The 21,243-nt window shown below is 63.9% G+C and carries 10 protein-coding genes and 1 pseudogene; 4 read left to right on the plus strand and 7 right to left on the minus strand.

Going from position 1 to position 21,243, the window contains the following annotated elements; genetic code table 11:
• Window positions 1-157 precede the first annotated feature (157 nt).
• The gene (locus A6A04_RS07655; RefSeq protein ID WP_156612513.1) at window positions 158-496 is read left to right on the plus strand and encodes a hypothetical protein; all 339 of its coding nucleotides are present in this window, start codon (window positions 158-160) and stop codon (window positions 494-496) included.
• Window positions 497-785: 289 nt separating this feature from the next.
• Here A6A04_RS07655 and A6A04_RS07660 read toward each other — a convergent pair whose 3' ends face one another.
• From A6A04_RS07660 to A6A04_RS23585, 4 genes and pseudogenes are all read right to left on the minus strand, one after another.
• Complete coding sequence (locus tag A6A04_RS07660) at window positions 786-1,511, minus strand: efflux RND transporter periplasmic adaptor subunit (RefSeq protein ID WP_068491568.1); 726 nt, start codon at window positions 1,509-1,511, stop codon at window positions 786-788.
• On the minus strand, window positions 1,508-3,142 hold the full coding sequence (locus A6A04_RS07665) for a TolC family protein (protein WP_245651119.1): 1,635 nt from the start codon (window positions 3,140-3,142) through the stop codon (window positions 1,508-1,510). Before A6A04_RS07665 ends, A6A04_RS07660 begins: the two co-directional genes overlap by 4 nt.
• Before the next feature lie 17 nt (window positions 3,143-3,159).
• Window positions 3,160-8,142, minus strand: a complete 4,983-nt coding sequence (locus tag A6A04_RS07670; protein WP_068491571.1) for a putative Ig domain-containing protein — start codon at window positions 8,140-8,142, stop codon at window positions 3,160-3,162.
• Between the two features lie 1,731 nt (window positions 8,143-9,873).
• Window positions 9,874-10,725 (minus strand): annotated as a pseudogene (locus A6A04_RS23585) (DUF4347 domain-containing protein); the annotation flags it as partial.
• A gap of 160 nt (window positions 10,726-10,885) precedes the next feature.
• On the opposite strand from A6A04_RS23585, the gene A6A04_RS07680 reads away from it, so the two are divergent.
• Complete coding sequence (locus A6A04_RS07680; RefSeq protein WP_156612515.1) at window positions 10,886-11,992, plus strand: helix-turn-helix transcriptional regulator; 1,107 nt, start codon at window positions 10,886-10,888, stop codon at window positions 11,990-11,992.
• Here A6A04_RS07680 and A6A04_RS07685 read toward each other — a convergent pair.
• Window positions 11,975-14,074 carry a TonB-dependent receptor gene (locus A6A04_RS07685; RefSeq protein WP_172822742.1) on the minus strand — a complete coding sequence of 700 codons (2,100 nt, stop codon included), beginning with the start codon at window positions 14,072-14,074 and terminating at the stop codon, window positions 11,975-11,977. The two genes, A6A04_RS07680 and A6A04_RS07685, sit on opposite strands and share 18 nt — an antisense overlap.
• Before the next feature lie 244 nt (window positions 14,075-14,318).
• On the opposite strand from A6A04_RS07685, the gene A6A04_RS22255 reads away from it, so the two are divergent.
• Window positions 14,319-14,522 (plus strand): hypothetical protein, encoded by a 204-nt coding sequence (locus A6A04_RS22255; RefSeq protein ID WP_156612516.1) that lies wholly within the window; start codon window positions 14,319-14,321, stop codon window positions 14,520-14,522.
• Window positions 14,523-14,554: 32 nt separating this feature from the next.
• Window positions 14,555-15,148 carry a helix-turn-helix transcriptional regulator gene (locus A6A04_RS07690; RefSeq protein WP_156612517.1) on the plus strand — a complete coding sequence of 198 codons (594 nt, stop codon included), beginning with the start codon at window positions 14,555-14,557 and terminating at the stop codon, window positions 15,146-15,148.
• 87 nt (window positions 15,149-15,235) lie between these two features.
• Here A6A04_RS07690 and A6A04_RS21560 read toward each other — a convergent pair whose 3' ends face one another.
• Both A6A04_RS21560 and A6A04_RS21565 read right to left on the minus strand, forming a co-directional pair.
• A complete protein-coding gene (locus A6A04_RS21560; RefSeq protein WP_082914781.1) occupies window positions 15,236-17,257 on the minus strand; it encodes an HlyD family type I secretion periplasmic adaptor subunit in 2,022 nt (673 codons plus the stop codon).
• A gap of 9 nt (window positions 17,258-17,266) precedes the next feature.
• A complete protein-coding gene (locus A6A04_RS21565; RefSeq protein ID WP_082914782.1) occupies window positions 17,267-21,178 on the minus strand; it encodes a peptidase domain-containing ABC transporter in 3,912 nt (1,303 codons plus the stop codon).
• Between the last annotated feature and the right edge of the window lie 65 nt (window positions 21,179-21,243).

The following is a 21,243-nucleotide window of genomic DNA, read 5'->3' on the forward strand; positions in this document are numbered from 1 at the left end:
TGACGCCTCCGGGCGCTACGCACCCTACGCCATCATCCCCAGGCAAAAGCTGCTACACCACTCGACGGGACATGACCCTCCGTCGCCCCTGGCCAGGCAACATCAACCATGCTTCACTAACATTCGATCTGGAGCCGCCATTGGGGGCCGGTCAGGGGTGCTCAACAACACCGGGACGGAGATGGCCGATGCCATGGGAACGCTGGCCGCCGTCATATTCGAGGTCACCACCCGTCTACGCGACAGTGCCTATTGTCTGAAGCAGGTGAATGCCATCTCCTCCGCTCTCAGGGAGCAGGCCAAACGCCTGGCCGATACCGCTGGTGAGGTCGGGCCGGACGAAGAGGAACGCTGTGGGGCCATGCTGGGGCAGTTGGCGGAATGCTACACCATGGCGCGTGAGCGTGAAACTCACCATTCCCAAGTGAATGGAGGGGCCTTTGTGCCGCATCAGGCAAGTGCAGGCACTTTTTCTGTCGATGATGCGCTATTCTGATATTTCAAGTATTGCGGTAATGTTGTTGACGTTCTGTCAACAACTTCCTTTTATGGCGTGAAATCGCCAGATGGTCCGATCCAAAACGGCCGCCAATTCAGATGTATTCCGGCCACTCCCTGGGTGGCTGTTATTGCTGGACGTTCTGCAGCCAGGGACTCGACCGGACTGACCTTGCCGCCACTTCCAAGGACATGGCCAGGGCCGCGCCCGATGAGATGTCGACCGGGATGAGACGCTTCAGTTTCCTCGGTTCGGAATGAGTGGGCAGCCGCTTGAGACTTCACGGCTAGGGACCGGCGGGCGGTGCTAGCAGCACCTTTCCCGACATGCCGGCGGAGAGTTCGGGGAAATGGCCGCCGATGGTACCGGTGACCTTGACGGATTGGCTGACCGGGTCGATGCGGGCGCCCACCCGCGTCAGCTTGACCGGGTAGGTCTTGGCGGTTTCGTCGATGGCGACCTGGAAACCATGGCCGGGCTTCAGCCATACCAGCCATTTGCTGGGCACCACGAAGTCCAGTTCCAGCATGGAATCGTCCAACACATCCAGCAGCGCCTGGCCCGGCTGGACGAACTGCTGGGAGCGCACCTTCTGTTCCACCACCCGCCCCTCGAAGGGCGCGGGAATGGCGCATTTCCCGACCACGGTCCCGGCGGCAACGTCACGGGCGCGGGCCTTGTCGCGCTCGGCCAAGGCGACGTCGTTTTCAAGCTTGCCGATGGTCTGCAGTTCCAGAAGGCGGGCATTGACCGCCACGGTCTTTTCCGCCGCCGACAGCGCCGCCCTGGCCTCGGCCAGTTGCGCCCGCTGGATCGAGCAGTCGAAGGCGACCAGGATGTCGCCCTTGCGGAACCGCTCGCCCTCGCGCATGCCAATTCTTTCCACCTTGGCACCGATCTCGGCGGCCAGGGTGGTGAAGTCACGGGGGCTCAGCTGTGCCCGCAATTCCTGGGCCTGGGCGGGAAGCGCCCAAGCGAGCAGCAGGGCGATGGCCGGGGCGGCCCGTTTCATCGCGATGGGGCCTGGGCCAGATCCCGGTTTTGCGCTCCGCTGCCCTCGGCATCGGATGGAGTGCCGTCATCCTGGCCGAGCCAGCGCCACGACTGGCCTTGCGCCGTGGAAAACGCCCGTTCGGCCGGGGAGGGGGCGTGTGCCGCTCCCCATGCTTCCAACCGTAGCGCGATGGCCGCCGACAGGGCGCGCAGGTCATGGCTGGCGACATTATCCGGCATCAGGTCGTGGCCGATACTGGCCTGCATCCGGGCATAGGCCTGCTCGACCTGGGCATAGGTCTGGAACCGGCGCAGGGCGGAGGCGATGGCCGAGGCGCGTCCCGCCACCCGTTCCAGCATGCCCTGGGCATCATTGGCGGTCCTGGCCTCGGACAGTTCGAACAGGCGCCTGTCCACCTTCCACAACTCGTCCGACTGGTCGAACTGGCTGATGGAATTCCTGAATTGCCGCTCGGAGACATGCACCTGGGCCAGCACCGCCATGCGAAGCGCCAGGCGCCGGGCCTTGGCCACGTCCTCGTTGGTTTCGGCGTATTTGATGGCGTCGGGACCGCTGATCAGGTTCATCAGGTTCCACGACAGCTTGGCACCGGCCTCGTACCAGTGATTGGCCATCAGGAACGAGTTATGATCATAGTTCCGGCTGGCCGAGAAGGTGATGCCGGGAAACAGCCGGACGATGGCCTTGCGGGTGTCGTCCGCCGCCACGCGGGCCAGATAACCCTGCTCGCGCAGGTCGGCATTGCCGGAGAAGGCCAGTTCCTCCATGCGCTCCAGATTCAGGTCCCAGGCGGGAGTCTTCAGGTCCCTGGGCACCTCCAACGCCAGCTTGGTGCCGGGCGGCGCATTGATCAGCGCCGCCAGTTCGATCTCGGCGGTGGACAACTCCTGCTGGATGGCGGTCAGTTGGCGCAGGGTCTCCAGCAGGCTCTTCTGGTAGCGCAGGGATTCGGATGGGGCCTTCAGGTTCTCGCGCTCCACCGTCCTGGCCCGCTCCAGCGCCACCTTGGCCTCGGAAACGGCGGTGCCCACCTCGGCCATGAGTTCCTGATGCGCGGCGGCGCGCCAGAAGGCGAAGCGCACGTCCTGCACCAGAGTGTGCACCGCCTTGCGCTTCCGCTCCGAAGCGATCAGGGCGCGGTCGGCGTTCTGCTTGGCGGTGAAATAGGACAGGCCGAAATCCAGCACGTTCCACGACAGTCCCAGATCGGCGGTATAGTTGTCGCGATCCGCCGAATAGGTCGGGTTCGAACTGCTGGTGGTCTGGGTGTAGAGATCGCGCGAACGGGTGGCGTTGGGCTCGGAGCGGCTGGTGAAATTGCCGCTGGCCACCAGCCTGGGCAGCATGTCCCAGCGGTCGATATCGGTCTGGCCCAGGGCCTGGGCCTCTTCCATGATCTTGGCGCGACGGTCCAGATTGTACTTCAACGCCCGGGCGATGGCCTCCGACACGGTCAAGGGAGCGGTCAGCGCCTCGCCCGACTTGAACATGTCGACGCGGTCATCCTTGGCGCTTTGGCTCAGTTGCTCGGGCGTGAACGGCTTGGGGGCCACGGCGCAGGCGGCCAGAAGCGCCACCATGGAGACGGAGGCCAGAAGATTCCTGGCACCAGACGCAGACAAAACCATGACCATTCCCCTCATGCTCACGCGGCCTTGCCGCTGTGCTTCAATCCAAACAGGGCGGCCTGCTTGGCCAGACGTGCCTCCTGGCTCAGTTCCCGCAACTGGCTGGTCAGGCCGGGACGGCCCACCGGCCTGACCGCCGCCTGCTTGACGCCATCCCGGAACGGCGCCGCGCCGGTCTGCCCCGGCGCCCCCTGGGGCTGGCCCTCGCCCTGGGGTTGGGGCGCCTCGGCTTCCCCGGTCTCCCCGACCACCACCTTGAAGGTCTGCACCGCTTCGCGGCCCTCGGCATCACGGGCGACAACGCGGATCACCACCTCGCCCTTGAAGCCGGGCGGCGGCGTGCCCTCGAACGAACCGGTCTTGGGGTTGAAACTGATCCAGCCGGGCAAGGCCGATCCGTTGGCTTGCAGCGCCGTCAGCGCCACCGACGCGTCCGCGTTGCTATGAGCGAAGGCTCCGGCTGGGATGGCAATGGACACGCGCCCCCCCACGGCGACCACCGTGTCGCGCATGGGGGCCGCGATCACCAGGGTCTCGCCACCACCCGTCGGCTTGGCGGCAACCGCCAGTTGGAAGGGGCTGGATGGAGGACTGGCCGGTGCGGTCGGAATCGCCGGTGCCGTGGACGACTGTGCCGGTTGCGGCGCGGGAACATCCACGGTGATGGACGTCATCGGGGCGGTCTGGCGCACCACCGTCGTCAATGTCGGCGCGATTCCCCCGTCACTGGCGGGGGGAGCCTGCGCCGGAAGCGAAGGCGGCGGTGGCGGCGGCGGCGGGGAGGGGGGCGGAGCCGCCACGGGCGCCGACTGAACCGTGATGGTCAGGCTCTTGCTTGCCGTGGCTCCGGCGCCATCGGTCGCCGTGATGGTCACCGCGCCGCCACCCGCCGAAATCGGATGGCCGGAAATCCGGCCGGTCTGGGGGTTGATGGACAATCCTGCGGGCAATCCCGTGGCACTGAAGGTCAGCGTGTCCCCGGCATCGGCGTCCGAGAACGTGCCGTTGGGAAGCGGGTAGCTGTAAGCCGATCCCACCTGCCCCATCGGCGGCGAAAGCAACACGCCCGTAGCCGTGGGGGGAGCGTTCACCGAAATGGTGGCGCTGACCGTGCCGCCGCCCAAGCCGCCATCATTGGCCGCCTTGGATGCCTGGGCGGTGAAGCCGCCATTGCCGCCGCCGACGGGAGTGAACTTCAGTCCGGCATTGCCCTCGGCGAAGGTGATGAAGGTGCCGTTGGTTATTTGGATGATGCCGTCATTCTTGTAGAGCGTGCCGCCGGTGATGCCGGTGATCTTGAAGTGGGAGACTTCGGCGCCATCCACCAGATTGCGGCTGAGCACCAACCCGGTCGAGGTCTGGATGTTGGGCGCGCCGCTGGCATTGGTCACGCTGGGCGTATCGGCGACGGGGCTCAACGTAATGTTGCTGGTCGCGGTTGATCCGCCCAGGCCGCCATCGGCAGTGCTGGTGGATCCCTGTACGGTGAAGGCGCCATTGCCCCCGGTGGTGGCATTGCGGTTGGCGGTGGGGCGGAAATAGACGTTGGTAGTCGCTCCGGCGCTGGCGATGAAACTGCCGTTGGTGATGGCCTGGGTATAGGCCGCGTCGGAATAGAGCGTGCCGCCGGTGATGCCGGTAATCTTGTAATGGCTGGTTTCCGCCCCGTCCCCGGCCGCACGGGTGATGGCGATGGCGCTGGAATCGGTATCTTCGGTCACCGTCGGGTTGGCGACGGTTGGTGTGTCGGCGGTTGCGGATACCGTGATGGTCGATGTGACCGCCGAGCCTGTGTTGCTATCACTGTCGCGAGCGACAAAAGTTATGGTGCGTGCCGTGGTGTTGGGGGACTCCGTGGTGTTGTTGAAACGGGCGGCCTTCAACAGTGTCAGGTAGTCGGCTTTGGCGCCCGATCCCGACAAGGTCAGCACCGAGCTTGATGTGTAGGTCACCGTGATGCCATTCATGGTGACACCGTCAGCCCAGCCGTTGAGGCTGAGGATGTCGCCGCTCTGGGCATTGGTCAGGGTGATGACCGCCTGAGTGAGATTGGTGCCGTCATCTGTCAGGGTGGCGTCGCTATCGATGATGGACAGATTGCCATTGTTCTCGGTGAAGGCGTCGGTATAACCGCCATTGGTGCCACCCGAGGAATCGTCGCCGTCCAGATCGATGATCGGGGCGCGGATCAACGCCACGCTGACATTCTGATTGCTTGACGTGCCGACGCCGTCATTGACCGTCACCCGCACGGTGCGCGACGCGGTGTTGACGGTACTGGCATCGCTGTTGCGGTAGGTCAGTGCCCGCACCAGCGCTTGCACTGCGGTGGGGGAACTGTTGGCGTTCAGGCTGACCAGCAGACTATTTCCTGACGAACCGCCGCTATAGGTGCCCAAGGGGGTACCTTCATACGTGATGGTGCTGCCCGAGACGCCGATCTGGCCGACCCCGGTTCCCTGATTGGCTATGCCCAGCACGTCCTCGGCCGTCTGGCCGTTCGCGATGATGGAGACGGTGACGTTGCCGCCGTTGAAATTGGTGTTGTCGAGGTCTGCGACCGTGGCGTTGCCAGCCCCGTCCAGGGCGACCGCAGCACCGCCGACGCTGTAGCTGACGGTATCGCCGTTCATATTGGTCAGCGTCGGCACGTCGTTGACGGCGGTGATGGTGACGGCCGAGGCAGTGTTGATGGTGGTGCTGGCGATGCCGCTGTTGGCGGTGCCACCGGAATCGGAGACCGACACCAGGGTGATCGTACGCCCCCCATCGGTTGTCGGCTTTTCGGAGCTGCTCAGGTAACCGAGGGCGTTCAGATAGGCCTGCCAGTTGGCGGCGGTGGTGGCCTTGGTCAGCGTCACTGTCGCCGTCGATCCGCTCATGGACACCGAATAGCCGATAGTATTGGCCGATGTGGTGCCGTTGGTGCCGTTGGTCAGCGTGATCTGTTCGCTATCGAGAACCAGCTTCTCGGCGCTGCCGTCGAACAGGTTGCCGACCGTCACCACCACCGAATTGATGGTCTGGCCGGATTCGATGGTGGACAGGCTGGCGCCGGAAAACAGCGTCTGGGCCGCCCCGTTTTCGGTATAGGTCGGGTTCGAGGCGGTAATCGATCCGGTGGGGGCGTCGTTTACCCCCGTTACCGTCACCGTGGTAGAGCCGGTGGCGGTCTTGACCCCGCCCGAGCCTTGCGCGGCGGCGGAGTTGCCATCGCTGAAGGTCCAGTTCAACTGGACGCTGGCGGTGGGGTCGTCGGATGAATTGGAGTATCGGATCGATTGCAGCGCCTCGTTGATTTGGGCCTGGGTGGCATTGGCCCCGAAGGTCAGCAGCAAGGTTCCCGACGAATTGGTGGTCACCGTGCCGATGGTAACCCCCGACAGCGTTAAATTGCCGCTTTCGGTCAAGGCGCCCAGATTACCGGAGGCGGTGAAGACGTCCTGGATGCTGGCGCCGCCGTTTCGGGCAATGGTCAGGGTGGTGCCGCTGAAATTGTTGCCCAACTCGGCGTCCGCCACGGTGACGTCGGCGTCCAGAATCACCGCGGCGCCGCCTTCGGTAAAGGCGGGCGCGCCGTTCAGGTTGGTAAAGGCCGGGGCGTCGTTGACCGGGTTGACAGTGATGGAAAAGGGGGTCGAGCCGATGGTGCCGCCCGCGCCGTCGGCCACCGTGAAGGTGAAGCTGTCGGACGTGGTCTCGCCGCCATTGTGGGTATAGGTGATGGCGCTGTTGGCGATGTCGGTCTGGGTGAAGGTGCTGCCGCTGCTCATCGCCGCGCCATACTTGTAAAGCGTGCCGTTGGCCGGCGCCGTGCCCACCGTCAGGGTGCGGTTGCCGGCGGCGCTCTCGGCATCGGAAATCGACAGGGCCGCCGAGCCGATGGTGGCGGAGGCCCCCTCGTTCAAGGTCAGGCCGGCATTGGTGCCCACCGTCGGCGCATCGTTGGCGCCGTTGATGGTGATGACCAGGACGGCGGTGTCGGTGAGGCTGCCATCCGAAACGGTGTAATTGTAAGAATCGGTCACGGTCTGGCCGGCGGCCAGCGAGTTGACAGCGGTCTCGTCGACCACATAGGTGTAGGTGCCGTCGGCATTGAGCGTCAGCGAGCCATTGGCGCCGGCCAGCGCCTGGCCTACCGTGCCGGCGGTGCCCGCGCCTTCCATATTGCCGCCCCGCACCGCCGTCACCGTCCTGGTCGCGCCCGTATCGGGGTCGGTATCGTTGGTGATGACATTGCCGGTGGCGTTGGAACCCGCTGCCGTGCCGGTCTCGGTGCCGGAACCGGTGTCGTTGACCGCCGTTGGGGCGTCGTTGGCGCCGATGATGTTGACGCTATAGGTCCGTGTCGTCGACGCGGAGCCGTCCGACACCGAGACGGTGAAACTGTCGGTCACGGCGCCCGTGGTCGCGTTGATCTGGGCGTTGCCGGGGACGTAAACATAAGAGCCGTCGCTGCTCTTGACGTACAAGGTGCCGTAAGTTCCGGCCTTGGATACGTCGTAGGCAGTGCCTCCGACATTTGTCGAGCCGCCAGTGGTACCGCCCGTAATGTCATAGGTCAGCGTGGTACCGGTATCGACATCGGCCCCAGACAGGGTTCCGGTAATGTTGCTGAAACTGTCATTGGCCGAGCTGTCGGTATAGCTGCCGGTCGATGGTGCCATCAGCGTCGGAGCGTCATTGACGGGGGTGAGGGAAATGGTGGATGTCGCGCTTGCCCCCCCCAGGCCGCCATCGGCATTACTGGTGGAAGCCTGGACGGTAAACGCGCCATTGCCTCCCGAAGAGGAATTACGGTTGGCGGTGGGACGGAAATAGACGTTGGTGGTGGCACCCCCGCTGGTGATGAAATCGCCGTTCGTGATGGCCTGGGTGTAGGCCGCATCGGAATAGAGCGTTCCACCGATGATGCCGGTGATCTTGTAGTGGGTAACCTCGGCGCCATCCACCGCATTCCGGCTGATGGCGATGGCGCCGGAATCGGTATCCTCGGCCACTGTCGGGCTGGCGATTCCAGCTGTATTGGCTCGCGCCGGCGAAATAATCCTGCCGCTCAGCCCCCAAACACTGCTGTCTGATGCCGCGTTCAACTCGCGCCACGAAACGGCAACGTTGCCATCCGCCAACAGTGCTATTTTGGCTCGCTCTTGCCACCCCTGGGCACTAGAGTTGACAAGCAGCTCACTTCCAACCTTCGCGCTATTCGCATCAAAAAACTGCGCTCTTATCGCCGACGCATCTCCGTCGCCGCCGCCTTGGTAGCCGATAGACTCATTGTTGGGGCCTGTGGCAGACTCGCCATCCGTCCAAAATGCGACAAACCCACCATTTTGGGTTCCGACTAATGTTGGCCAGTCCTGATTCCCCTGGGCCGCTGTATTCACAACGAACCCTGCGCCCACTTTCGCCCCGGAGGATGAAACGACCTGCCCATGCAACCTGAAATAAGAGTCATCGACGCCATCCGAATCTGATCCAGGCGCTCCATCGGCCCAGTCACGCCAGACGACGACATATCCACCACCAACAAGCGACGTGATCTGGGGCTTCTCCTGACTTCCCTGAGAATCCCAGGAACTAAGGAGCAATTCGGTCCCAACTTTTTGTCCGGTAGCATCAAATAGCTGGGAACGAATTCCCGGTGAATTGCCATCCCCGCCACCGGAGTTGTGGAGACCAATCTGTAAAGGCCACTCAGTCTCAATGTGTGAGAACGCGCCGTCAACCCACGTCACGGCAAATCCTCCACCTGTTAGAGCGGTGATTTGCTGGTAATCTTGATTGCCAGCCGCAGTCGTATTAACGGAAAATTCCGCACCAATTTTTGTGCCTGCCGCGGAAATTATCTGCCCTCTTAGTCTGTATGCACTGTTGTCTACACTAAGCGGATCGCCTTCGTCAGTCCAATCTCTCCATGCGACAACGAACGAGCCATTGCTTAGTGCCGCAATCTTAGGATGATCCTGATCGCCGGCCAGCAGCGAGTTAACCAATAGCTCGGAGCCAACTTTTGCCCCGGACGTGTCAAAAATTTGGCATCTTATGGCACTTAAGCTGCCGTCCCCTCCACCTTGGTTTCCTAGAGATTCATAATAATCTCCCCATCCATATCCACCATCTTTCCAAGCAACCGCAAAGCATCCATTGCTCAGCGTCGCAATGACAGCCTCATCCTGGTGGCCCGCCGTTGATGTATTTATTATAAATTCATTTCCGGACGATATCGTGGCTGATGGGTTGGCCGAGAAATCTGGCAATGTGAAAATCCGGCCAACCAGCCGATACCCAGAGGTGTCCGTGCCCTGGTCGCCATCGAAGTAGTCACGCCAGACAAATGCAACCTTATTATTTCCAATATCCGTGACAATTGTCTTTGACTGAAATCCTTGAGTTGTTGAGTTTACCTGAAATTCAACGTGGGATGCGCCGGAATTGTAGAAATAATCAGCAACAATACGACCGTGACTTCCGTCACTATTCGTCTCGGTTCCATATGAGTTCTGGTTCAGGCTCCCGAGTGAAATCATTCCATCTTCATAAACGACAGCAAATCCACTACTTCCAACCGTACATATTTGCGCATTATCTTGATTCCCAGGTTTGACGTCATTTACGGAAAGTTGAGGGGCGGCCGTAGCCGGCAGACTTAATATTCTATTTGCTTGCAGCGTCAATTCATCGACATCTATAATCCCATATCTTGCCTCAAGGTCGTCGTTTCCTCCGGATGCAGTGTCGCCGGTATCGTCCGTCGACGCCGCCACATCCGCCCCGGTGATCAGGGCCAGGCGGCCGATGAAGGCGCCGCCGATGGCGCCCGATCCCACGTCGCAGCCATAGAGCAGGATGTCGCCATCCGCCGACAGCGCTTGGCCGATGGCGGCCAGATCAGTGCCGCGCGGATCCAGGTTGGCGAGCGACAGCACGGCATCGCCCAATTGCACCTGTCCCTCGGCGCCATGGCTGATGACGTGGATGGCGTCGATATCGCTGCGCCCCTGCAGCAGATCGGCCATCTGGGACAGTCCGTCGCGGCCGGCATCGAGAACGTGGACCTCGACCCCGGCCTTCAACCCGTCGATCAGGCTTTGGTAGTCCTGGACATGAGCATCGACGAAGGCGATCTCGGTGCGGGCAGCGGGGGCGGCAGGAGCTTCGGCCGCCGCCTCGGCGACCGCCTGGACCGCATCCGTCACCGCCGCGCCGTCGAACATGATGCGCGGTTCCAGGGCCACGATCATCGGCCGCTTGGAAGACATCCTGGAGTGACGCTCCTGGCGAACGGAGGGTCGGCCGACCGGGCTGGTGCCCTTCAACGATGTCCACAGCGTCGATCCCATGATGCCCCCGACCGCTTGCCTCGGTTGCGCTCCAATGCGCCCCCATGGCCGGACGATGCCAAACGGTCGCGGTCGCCGCGTCCCCCATATGGGTGATATGCCCCGACTTTTTGCGGATATGGGCGATTTTCCTCCCCCTGGCAGCCATTCCTCCGGCGGTGAGCAACACAGGCCCAAGCCAGACGCGCACTCAAGCATCTGAAGTCGTGTTTCAATAACTGCGAAAGCGAATGCTCGCATTCGCTGCTAAGTGATGGGGCGCATAAACCAAAAATATTAATCGCACTGCGTTTTCTTTAAGGCACTCTCATGCTAGCCTAGGCTGTGGCTTTATGGTGACGACATGCTGAACAGCATTGAACAGGCTTTGGAACTCGTCGGTTGCTTTCAGGACGCCGCGTTGGATAACAGCCGTTGGCCCGATGCCTTGAGCAGGCTGTCCGGCGCGTTCCAGGGTGACCTTGGCGTCCTGACCGTGGGCAGCATTCAGCCCATGACCCTGATCACCAATCTGATGACGGGGACCATTGTCCCGCCTCCCAATCTGGAAGAACTGATCGACCGTCTCAGCCCCACCGACCTTCGCCTGCAATACGGCATGAGCCATCCGGGCAAGGCCTTTGCCTGCCGACAGGTCCTGGACGAGAAGGCCTGGACGGCAAGCCCGTTCTACCGCGAAATCCTGGAACCCAATGGCGTTCCCTATTCCATCGTCTGCATGGATGTGGTCGACCGGCATTACGTCTTTTCCACCGGCACCTTGCGTGGCGACCGCGACGGCTCGTTCACCAATGAGGAGGTCCGGCAGTTCGAAAGCCTGACACCGCACCTGATCCGGGCGGTGCGGACCCAGATCCGGCTGGGGCAACAACAGAGTGTCACCGATGACCTTCGGGCGACGCTGAATGCCCTGGTGGCGGCGGTCATCCTGGTGGACGCCACCGGCAAGGTATGGTTCGCCAATCACGCCGCCGAGTCCATCCTGGCCCAGGGCGACGGGCTGGGGGTGTCCCAGGGACGGCTGCGCGGCGGCACGCCGGGTGATTCGGGGAAGATCGAGGCCATGGTGGCGGAAACGGTCATGGCGGCCAGGGCGTCCCGCTTGCCCGGTGGCGATGCCCTGACCCTGGACCGGCCCTCGGGCAAGGCGCCGCTGAACCTGCTTTGCGTTCCCATGCGGGCGGATCGGCTGGAGGTGTTTCCGCTGCGGCCCTCCGCCATGCTGTTCGTCAGCGATCCCGAAGCCGAGCGCCCCATTCCCGAGGCGCTGATCGCCAGGATGTACGGGCTGACTCCCGCCGAGGCCCGGCTGTGCGGCGACCTGCTGCGCGGCATGGATCTGGCCGGGCATGCCGAACGCCACGGCATCACCGCCAATACCGCCAGGACGCATCTGAAAAGCATCTTCGCCAAGACCGGTACCGGCAGGCAGGCGGAGCTGCTGCGGCTCATCCTGGCGGGTCCCATGGGCCAAGCGGTCCTGGACGGTCTAGAACTCCACGCTTAAGCCCGCACCGATCATGCGGGGTTCGCCCACGCCGGCCACCTTGCCGCCCAGGGCCGTTCCGTAATCGGCGGCGCCAATGCGGTAGGCCTTGTCCAGCAGGTTCTTGCCCCAGACATCCACCCGCCAGCCATCGCCGATGGCGCCAACCGTCAGATTGGCGATTCCATAGCCGGGCTGGCGCAATTCGTTCAGGGCGTCGAAGTAGAGCGAGCTGCGATACTGCCATTCCACACGCCCGAACAGCTTGGTCCAGGGGGTGACGAAGCGCTGGTACTGGATGGCCGAGACCGATGTCAGCCGCGATGAATAGGGCAGGCGGTTGCCGGTGGCGTCGCGGGTGGGGTGATTGGCGTAACGCAGATAGCGGGCGTCCATATAGCCGAGACCGCTGGATACTTCCCAACCCTTGGCCGGACGCCAGGCCAGTTCCGCCTCTCCCCCCAGGATCCGGGCGGAACCGCTGTTTCCCGTGATGGTGCCGGTGGGATTGGCCATCTGAACCTGCGGGTGGCGCCAGTCGGTGCAATAGGTGGCGAGGTTGAGATCGACGCTGTCGTCGAGAAAGGTCGATTTCAGGCCCGCTTCGTAATTCCAGGCGGTCTCGGGGTTGAAGTGCAGGGTCGAGGTCTTGGAAAAGGCATCGTTGAAGCCGCCGCTCTTATAGCCGCGCTCGACCTTGACATAGGCCATCACCCCGGGGTCCAGATCATGGGCCAGAACCATCTTCGGCGAGATGTTCTGGTAGTCGCGGTCGGTGGTCACCGTCTGGGAGACGCCGAGAACCGCGCCGGTGGCGCCGGGCGCGTGGGAATAGCTGATCCACTTGTTTTCATGGCTGAGCCGACCGCCCAGGGTCAGGCGCCAGGTGGGAACGAAGGTCCATTCCACCTCGCCGAACAGGGCGGCGTTCCACTGCCTTTCGTTGGCCACCGAAGTCTCGCGATAGCCATAGGCCTTGCCAAACAAGGCCGCGATGGAATGGAGCTCCTGATAGGAGCGGGTATGGTAATCATCGGCATAGAGGAACACGCCCCCCTGCCAGCGCCAATCCCCGGCGGCATTGGAGGAAAGCCGGACCTCCTGCGAGACCTGCTTGTGGTCGTCGAACTGGCCCCATTGCCATTGGTCCTTGCCCGAGAAATCGCTGCCCTCGCCGCCGAAGCCGATATGACGGACGGCGGTCACCGACGCGACATCGAAGCCGGGGGTTCGCCAAAGGGCCTTGGCGGTGATCCCGCTGTTGTCGCGATGGCTGTCATAGGGCCGGGTGGCATCGGTGACGTAGCGCAGGGCGTCGTCGAATCCGGCGATGGCGGTTCGGGTGGCGCGGTCCTGGGCGTGATCCAGGTTCAACTGGTATTCCACATCCGGATTGGGGCGGGCCAGCATCTGCAGCCGGGTGCCCCAGTTGTCGCGGTCATTGATGTCGCGCCCCGTGCTCCGGTCATGCACGGTGCCATCCTGGCGTAGCGCGCCGACAGAAATCCGCGCCGCCAGGCGGTCGGGGATAACCGCGACATTGGCGTGAGCCAGCGCCCGCCGATAGGCGTAGGTGCCGCCATCGATGCGGGCGGCGGCGGAATTATCCATGCCGGGCGGGGCAAGATGCTGCTTCACCGCGCCGCCGATGGCGTTCTTGCCATACAGGCTTCCCTGAGGCCCGCGTAATACCTCGATGCGGTCAAGACCCACGAAATCGGTGCCGAAACCGGCCATCCGGCCGATGAAGACATCGTCGATATACATGGCAACGCCAGGGTCGACGCCGCCGCCGATCACATTGGCGCCGATTCCCCGGATGGTGATGTTGTTGGATCGCTCATTGCCGGTATCGGTGGTCCAATTGAGTCCCGGAACCGCCGCCACGGCCTCGCGGGTATCGCGGATACCGCCGAGATCCATCTCATTCGGCCCAAGGAGGCTGGCGCTGATGGGAACGTCGCCCAGACGTTCACGCCGCCGTTGCAACTCGGCCTCGACCTCGTTGCGGGACGTGCCGAAGATATCGATCATCAATGGTGCTGGCGCGGGCTCGCCATCAACCGGCTGGGCGGATACTTCTTCCATACCCGCGATCAGCATCGCGATGCCAAGCCCTGTCGCCTTTCCAAGGCGAGGTCGGTGCGACATTCCTCGTCTCATTGCACTACCCTACGCAGCCTTATCGAGATGATAGGTGAAGCATGGGCGACAGGAAAGCCCATCAACCGCAACTATTTTCAAGACTTGGTCAACTTTCTGTCCGTCCATCCCCCATATGGGTGACGCCAATCTGGCGACGAAAAGACACTCTAGGGTTAAGGAGCGAACCTTCGGGAGTAGGGTGATGACAAGCGCCGCGGACCCGGCTCAAACGGAACTGAGACAGATGGCCTCCGTCGCCATCAAGCTGGCCATGGATCAGGGCGTCACCGGCCCATTCGCCATCGTCAAGGCAATCCACCGTCTTCGCCAGCAAAGGCCGGAGCTCACCGATGACCAGGCATTCATCCTGGCTTGCGGAGCCTGGGCGGGCAGCACGGAACCGTGATCTCCCCCTTTCCATCGCTCGAGCTATTGCCGGTGGCCGCGCTGGTTCTCTGCCATGATGGCGGCGTCGTCGAAGCCAACGATCCGGCGCGCTCCCTGCTGGCCACATGCCCACCTCGGCCTGAAAAATGCGATGGTGTCGACTGCCCCGTAACCCGGTTGGCGGAAGCGATGATGCCTGGGGCTGAAGGTTATCCCTCGGCTCCCTTCACGGTCATCTCGCAATCGGGCCGCATTCCTGAGCGGGTGATCCTGCTGCGCCTTGCCGACATGGCGCCCTTCACCCTGGCTCTTCTATTCCAGGATGACGGATCGCCGCCATTCGAGGAGGCTGCCTTGTGCCGCCTTTACGATTTGACACCGGCAGAGGGAAAACTGACCGCGTATCTGGCGAGAACCGGTGGCTCGATCCGGGTCTTCGCGGAACTTTCCAATATTTCCGTTAATACCGTCCGGACCCATCTCAAACGGATTTTCCTTAAGATGGGGGTGTCGAGCCAGGCCGATCTGGTGCGCAAGGTCTATGCCGAGTCGGCACGGCTCCCGCGTGGAGGGGACGCCCCCCAGCCGGTCGCGCCCCGGTCACTTGTCTGTGCTCGCCTGCCATCGAAGACCGAGAATCCTTGACCGGCACGGCCAGCACGCCGCTGACGCCCGCCCACGGTTGCGCCGGGCTGCAAGGGGGGGCTGCAAGGGGGGCACGGAGCCCCCCGCTCACCGTTCGCGGAAGGCCTGCGACGCCGCCAGTTGGATCGGTTTCAGAAGGTATTGCAGGATGGTCTTCTCGCCGGTCACCACATCGGCCTGCACCGTCATGCCGGGCAGGATGCGGTTGCGCTCCGGGTCGTCGCCCACATAGGCCTTGGCCAGGGTCACCACACCCTTGTAATAGGGCAGCTTGTCGTCATCGAGGAAGGTGGACGGCGATATCTGGGTCAGGACACCCTCCACCGCCCCGAAGCGGGCGAAATCGTAGCTGGAGACCTTGATCCGGACCGGCTGCCCCGGTTGCACATGCCCGACATCGCGGGGCTGGATCTGGTTCTCCACCAACAAGACATCATCCACCGGAACGATCTTGGTGACCATGCCGCCTTGGGGGATCACCGCGCCCGGGCTTGCCACCGAGAGTTCCTGGACGATGCCGCGCACCGGCGCCACCAGGGCGAGGCGCTGCACCCGGTCCTCCAGCTTGCCGCGGGTTTCGCGCAGTTGGGCAAGCTCGGCCCCGGCGGTGCCCATTTCGGTCACGGCATCCTGGATCAGCTTGCTGCGCTGGTCCTGAAGCCGCGACTCCGCCTCCGCCAGGGACTCGCGTGAGGTGTGAAGCTGGGCCAGAAGCCTGGAGCTTTCCCCCTTGAGGCGCTCGGACTCGCGCTTGATCGTCAGGAAGGAGACCTGGGAGTTGAGCCCCTTGGCCAGCAAATCGGAACGGATGGCGACTTCGCGCTCCACCAGATGCAATTGCTCGCCCAGGGCGTGGTGCTGGCCTTCATACTGGTTGATCTCGGAGCGTCGTTGGGCGATCTGGCGTTCCAGCACCGCGACGGAGGAGTCGCGCGCCGCCTCCTGCGCCTTGAAGATGGTGCCCTGGTCGCTGGCCTGTCCATCCCCGGCAATCGCGGAAACCAGCGAGAAGTCAGGCAAGCGTCCCTCGGCGAAGGCGCGCAGGCGTTCGGCCCGGAGCTCCAACCCCGCCTCGCGCACCTTGACCTGCTCCAGTTCCGCCATGGCCTGGGCCGGGTCGAGCCGCAACAGCACCTCGCCCTTCTGGACCAGTTGGCCCTCGCGCACCAGGACCTCGGCGACGATACCGCCCTCCAGATGCTGGATGGGACGGATCTGCCCCGATGGCACCACCTGACCGCTGGTGGCGGCCACCTCCTTGACCGGAGTGACCGCGCTCCAGCCCAGCAGGGCCAGCACCGTCAAGATGGTGGTCAGCACCGAAGCCCGTGCCAGTGGACTGACGCCGCCTTCCTCGAACACCACGGCATGGGCGAGATGGCGGCGGAAGCGGTCGATGCTTTCCTGGTCGTTCAGTTCCAGCGCGGCGTCGGCGGTCTCGGGATAAAGCCGCGTCAGCGACACCATCAGCAGGCTGAGGCCGAGGAACCAGCCCAGGCTGCCCCAGCGGGTCGCTTCGGCCGCCATGGATGGGCTGCCCAGATAGGCCAACTCCACCAGCCCCCGAACACAGAGTATGAAGGCCAAGGCCAAGGCGGCCACCAGGCGGGTGCCGCCCATGGAATGCTGGCGCAGCACCACCGCCACCGCCTCCAGGCGCATTCCGATCAGCCACGTCCCCCAGAAGGCCATGACCATGACCCAGGCGGATTGCGCAATCCATATCCAGCCACAGGAGGGCGCGACCGGCAGGCATCCATCCAGCCAGAGTTCCGCAACCATGATCATCGCGATGGGAATCAGGGCAAGCCAGCCCAGCAACCACCCCCACCGGTTCAAGCGTATCCCCATGACGTCGCAGGCAAAGGCCACGGCGGTGGGAACCACGATGGGCCAGGCCAGGGCGCCCCATCCCCCCAGGCCCAATGTGTTGGTTCCTCCCGGCACCGCGAACTGCCCCAGGGTGAGCCCCACCAGCAGCGCCAGTTCCAAGGCGGTACGACCGAAATCCACCCGACGGCGAAGCAGCAGATAGATCAGCAGGATGGCTGCCTGAAGCGTGCCCAACAGGGGAAGACTGTCCAACAGGGCCATGGCCGACGTATCCAACTCTCTCTCCTACCCTGCCAGTTTCGCCCGGACCTCGGAGGCCGGACCCGCGATACGGATGGCACCCTTTTCCAGCACAAGAATCTGATCGGCCAACGACAGATGGCTGGGGCGATGGGTCACCAGGAAGATGGTGGCCAATCCCCGCGTCCACTCGATGACCTCGCGGAACTTGCGGTCGCCCTCGGAATCCAGCCCGGTCACCGGCTCGTCCAGCAAGATGATGGGGCTGCGCTTGAGATAGGCCCGCGCCAGCGACAATCCCTGGGCCAGGGCGCCTGGGATCACGTTGCTGCGGGCGTCGCCGACACGGGTATCCAGACCCGAGGAAAGGTTTTCCACCTCGCTTCTGACCCCGGCCATGTCGAGGGCATGCCAAAGATCGGCCTCGCTGGCATTGGGATGAGCCAGCCGCAGGTTCTGGGCGATGGTTCCGAACAGCAGTTCGGGGACCTGCGGCGCATAGGCGATGGCCTTGCGCAATTCCACCGGATCGATCTGGCGGATATCCATGTCGTCGATGACCACATTCCCCGCCTGGGGCTGGTACAATCCGGCGATCAGTTTCAACAGGGTCGACTTGCCCGACCCATCGGGCCCCACCACCGCGACCACGTCGCCGGGATTGGCCTGGAACGAGACGCCCAGCAGGGCCGGGTCCGAATCATTGGTGTAGCGGATCGATACCCGCGAGAAGGTGACCGAGCCCTTGAGCCGCAGCGAACCGCCCGCCAGGGGGCGATCCTCGGACTCGGTCCGCAGGCTCAGCAGGCCTTCCACCTGTCGCACGGTATTGCGGGCCTGCTCCATGCGCTGCAACAGCCAGAACCCCGCCTGCATGGGGGCGAGGACCCGCCAGACCACCATCATGGAGGCGATCAGCGCGCCGGCGCTCATTCGCCCGGCCAGAACCTGATGGACCCCGACCGACATGGTGGCGATTCCCGCTCCGATCACCAGGGCCTGGGAGACGGCGCTGAGAGCCCCCGACAGGGCGGCGGCATGGCGTCCGGCCATGGCCGCGTCGGCGGAATAAGCACGGAAACGGTGTTCCCAGATATCTTGCAGTCCATCGGTATGGAGCGAACGCATCTTGGTCAGTGTCTCGACCACGAATTCCTGGCGCTGGTTGGTGGTCCGCGCCATGTCGGCGACGCGGGCGCGGACCATCGGCATCAGGCCGACGAGAATCAGCAGGAACATTCCCAATGCCGCCAGGGGAACCAGGGCGACCGGCCCGCCCAGCAGGAACAGCACCAGCACGTAGAAGAACACGAAGGGCAGGTCGAGCAGGGCCACGGCCAAGCCATCGGTGAAAAGGGTGCGGAAACTTTCCAGCTCACGGAACCGTGCCAACTGCCCCGCGATTCCGACCCGTTCCGTGATCTGCAACGGCAGCGCCATGGTCCGCTCGAACACCATGGCCGAGATGATGAAGTTCAACCGCACGCCCATATAGCCGTTGGCCCGGTTGCGCAGTTCCTGCAGTACATGCTCGGCCACAACCACGATGGCGACACCGCCCAGGATGCCGATCAGCATGCGCGGATCACCGCTTCCGATCACCTTGTCGTAGACCGACATGGTGAACAAGGGCACGCCCAGCGACAGGATATTGATCACCAGGCTTTGTGCCAGGATGGCCCAGATCAGCCCCCGGAAACGCTCCATCAGCCCCCGGAACCAGTGGGCGGGCTTGCTTGATGTGGCCGCATCCACCGCGCTGAAGAAATAGGCCGTCCCCCAAAGTCGCGAGTGGGGGATGCTCCTGGACGCCCCGTCCACTCCGTCATAGACCGTGACGCCCCCCCGGTCGGCATCCAGCAGGACCAGGGGCGAGCCGTCGGCGGCCATGAACAGGCAGGGCAGCAGGCGCGGCTCCACCGGTTCCCCCTTCATGACGATCGAGGAACTGCCGAAACCAAGATTGGCCATGACATTGCGGAAGGCGACGATGTCCAGCTTGGACTGGATGTGCGGCATGGCCTCGGCCAGACGGCGGGGATCGGTGCACCAGCGCATGGCCTCCAGCAGGGGAACCAGGCAGCGGCCCAGTGAGGAGGCCTGGCGGAGACCGCGCAGGAAATCGGCATCCGCCAGCGAGGTCGGAGCGTCCCGCTCTTCTCCCGCCAGCGAGGCCAGGATCATCGGGCCGATCATGGCGGCGGCGGCGCTGGCAGTGTCGCTCACCGGACGCAGCGATGTCTGCCCCGCCGGGCTCAGGCGCCCGGCCTGGATCTCGAAGTTGCGGTCGGCCAGATTCAGCAGGGACGGCCGGGACGAGACCAGGACGATGGTCACCTTGCCCTTCAACCGTTCCAGCAGGTCGCGCAGGGCTTGGTTTCCCGCGCCGTCGACGGCGGTATTGGCCTCGTCGAACAAGATGATGTCGGGACGACGGGCCAGGACCCGGCCGATGGCGATCAACTGACGGATGCCGCGCGGCAGGGAATCCTGCGGTCCCTGGGCCACGGGAGTGGAATAGCCCAGCGGCAGGCGGGCGACGAAGCGCTCGATCCCCAGGTCGCGGGCCACCTCCCTTGCCGCTTCGACCCTTTGGGGATCGAAGCCGGACAGGTTTTCCATGATGGTCCCGCGATACAGTTCCGAACGCTGGGCGATGAAACCGATATGGGCCCGGTAACTGTCCGGGGCGTAATCCGCCAGATCATGACCATCCAGGCGAATGGACCCGGAACTCGGCCGCATCAGGCCGCCCATCAAGCCCAGCAGCGTGCTCTTGCCGGTGCCGCTGTCTCCGGTGATGCCGATCATCTCGCCCGGCGCTATGGACAGGGTGACACCGGCCAGGATATCGCCGCCCGACTCGTTGCAAAGCCTGACAGCGTCCAGGCTCATCCGGCCGGACAGGGCGGGAAGCGGCGGCAGCGTGGCGGTCCCCCCCGGGTCCTCCAGCAGGGTCTCCAGCCGTTCCTCGGCCAGCCGGGCCGCCTGGAACCGGGTCCAGCGGTCGAGCACCAACTGGATGGGTTGGGTGGCCCGCCCGGCCAGCAAGGAACAGGCCGCCAGCACGCCGGTGGACATCTCGCCCGTGATCACCAGCAGGCTTCCCAGGGCCACCACCAGGATGGTGGTCAGGCTGGAGAACAGCCTTCCCAGGGCCGCCGTCCGGTGCGACAGGTCGGCAACCTGGAACTCGGCCAGGGCGCTGTTTTCCAGCAACCGGTCGTGACGGCGCTGCAGTTGCGCCTCCATGGCCAGCGACTTCACGGTCTGGATGGTGGACAGGGCCTCCAGGATGAAATTGCCCCGGCTCTGGTCGAACAGGATGCGGCGCTTGAGCAGGATGCGCAGCCGGTGCCCCTCGACCACGCCGACCACCATCATGGCGATGGCGAGCCCAACTGGAACCAGGGCCAGCCAGCCGCCGAACAGGGCTAGCAGACCGATGAACAGCAGGGCGAAGGGGATATCGAAGACCGTGACGAAGGTCTGGCCGGCATAGAAATCCTTCAGCCGCCCGATGGCGTTCAAGGTTTCCAGATGGGCGCCCGCGCCGCTCATCTCGAAATGCCCCAGCGGCGAGCGCAGCAGCGAGCGGAAGACCCTGCTCGATGCCATATGCTCGAATCGGCCGCTGGTCCAGGCGGTGACCGCCGAGCGCGCCACCCGCAGCACCGTCTCCAGCCCCACAGCCACCACGATGCCGGTCACCAGGGCTCCCAGCGTATCCAGGGCGGAATTGGGAAGAATGCGATCGTAAACCTGCAGCAGAATCAGCGGCAGGGCCAGCCCCAGCAGGTTCAGGACCACCGTCGCCGCCATCAGATCGGCGAAACATCGCCTGAGGCCCGCCATCTCCAGGATCGATTCGGGCGGCGTTACCAGCGAACGCCACAAGCCCTTCAATTCCTGGCGAAACCACAGGGGCGGCAGGGCACGCCGCAGCAGATGGCGCATGAGACGAAGCCAGGACGCGCCCTTGCGCCTGGAAGAACGCCCCCCCTCGACCTCAGTGGTACTGT

Source organism: Paramagnetospirillum marisnigri (assembly GCF_001650715.1).
Taxonomy (GTDB): domain Bacteria; phylum Pseudomonadota; class Alphaproteobacteria; order Rhodospirillales; family Magnetospirillaceae; genus Phaeospirillum; species Phaeospirillum marisnigri.

Bases quoted from the DNA above. Each gene is read 5' to 3' on its own strand.
- A6A04_RS07665 (WP_245651119.1), bottom strand. From the start codon at position 3,142: ATGGTTTTGTCTGCGTCTGGTGCCAGGAATCTTCTGGCCTCCGTCTCC.
- A6A04_RS22255 (WP_156612516.1), top strand. From the start codon at position 14,319: ATGACAAGCGCCGCGGACCCGGCTCAAACGGAACTGAGACAGATGGCC.
- A6A04_RS07685 (WP_172822742.1), bottom strand. From the start codon at position 14,074: ATGCTGATCGCGGGTATGGAAGAAGTATCCGCCCAGCCGGTTGATGGC.
- A6A04_RS07660 (WP_068491568.1), bottom strand. From the start codon at position 1,511: ATGAAACGGGCCGCCCCGGCCATCGCCCTGCTGCTCGCTTGGGCGCTT.
- A6A04_RS21565 (WP_082914782.1), bottom strand. From the start codon at position 21,178: ATGCGCCATCTGCTGCGGCGTGCCCTGCCGCCCCTGTGGTTTCGCCAG.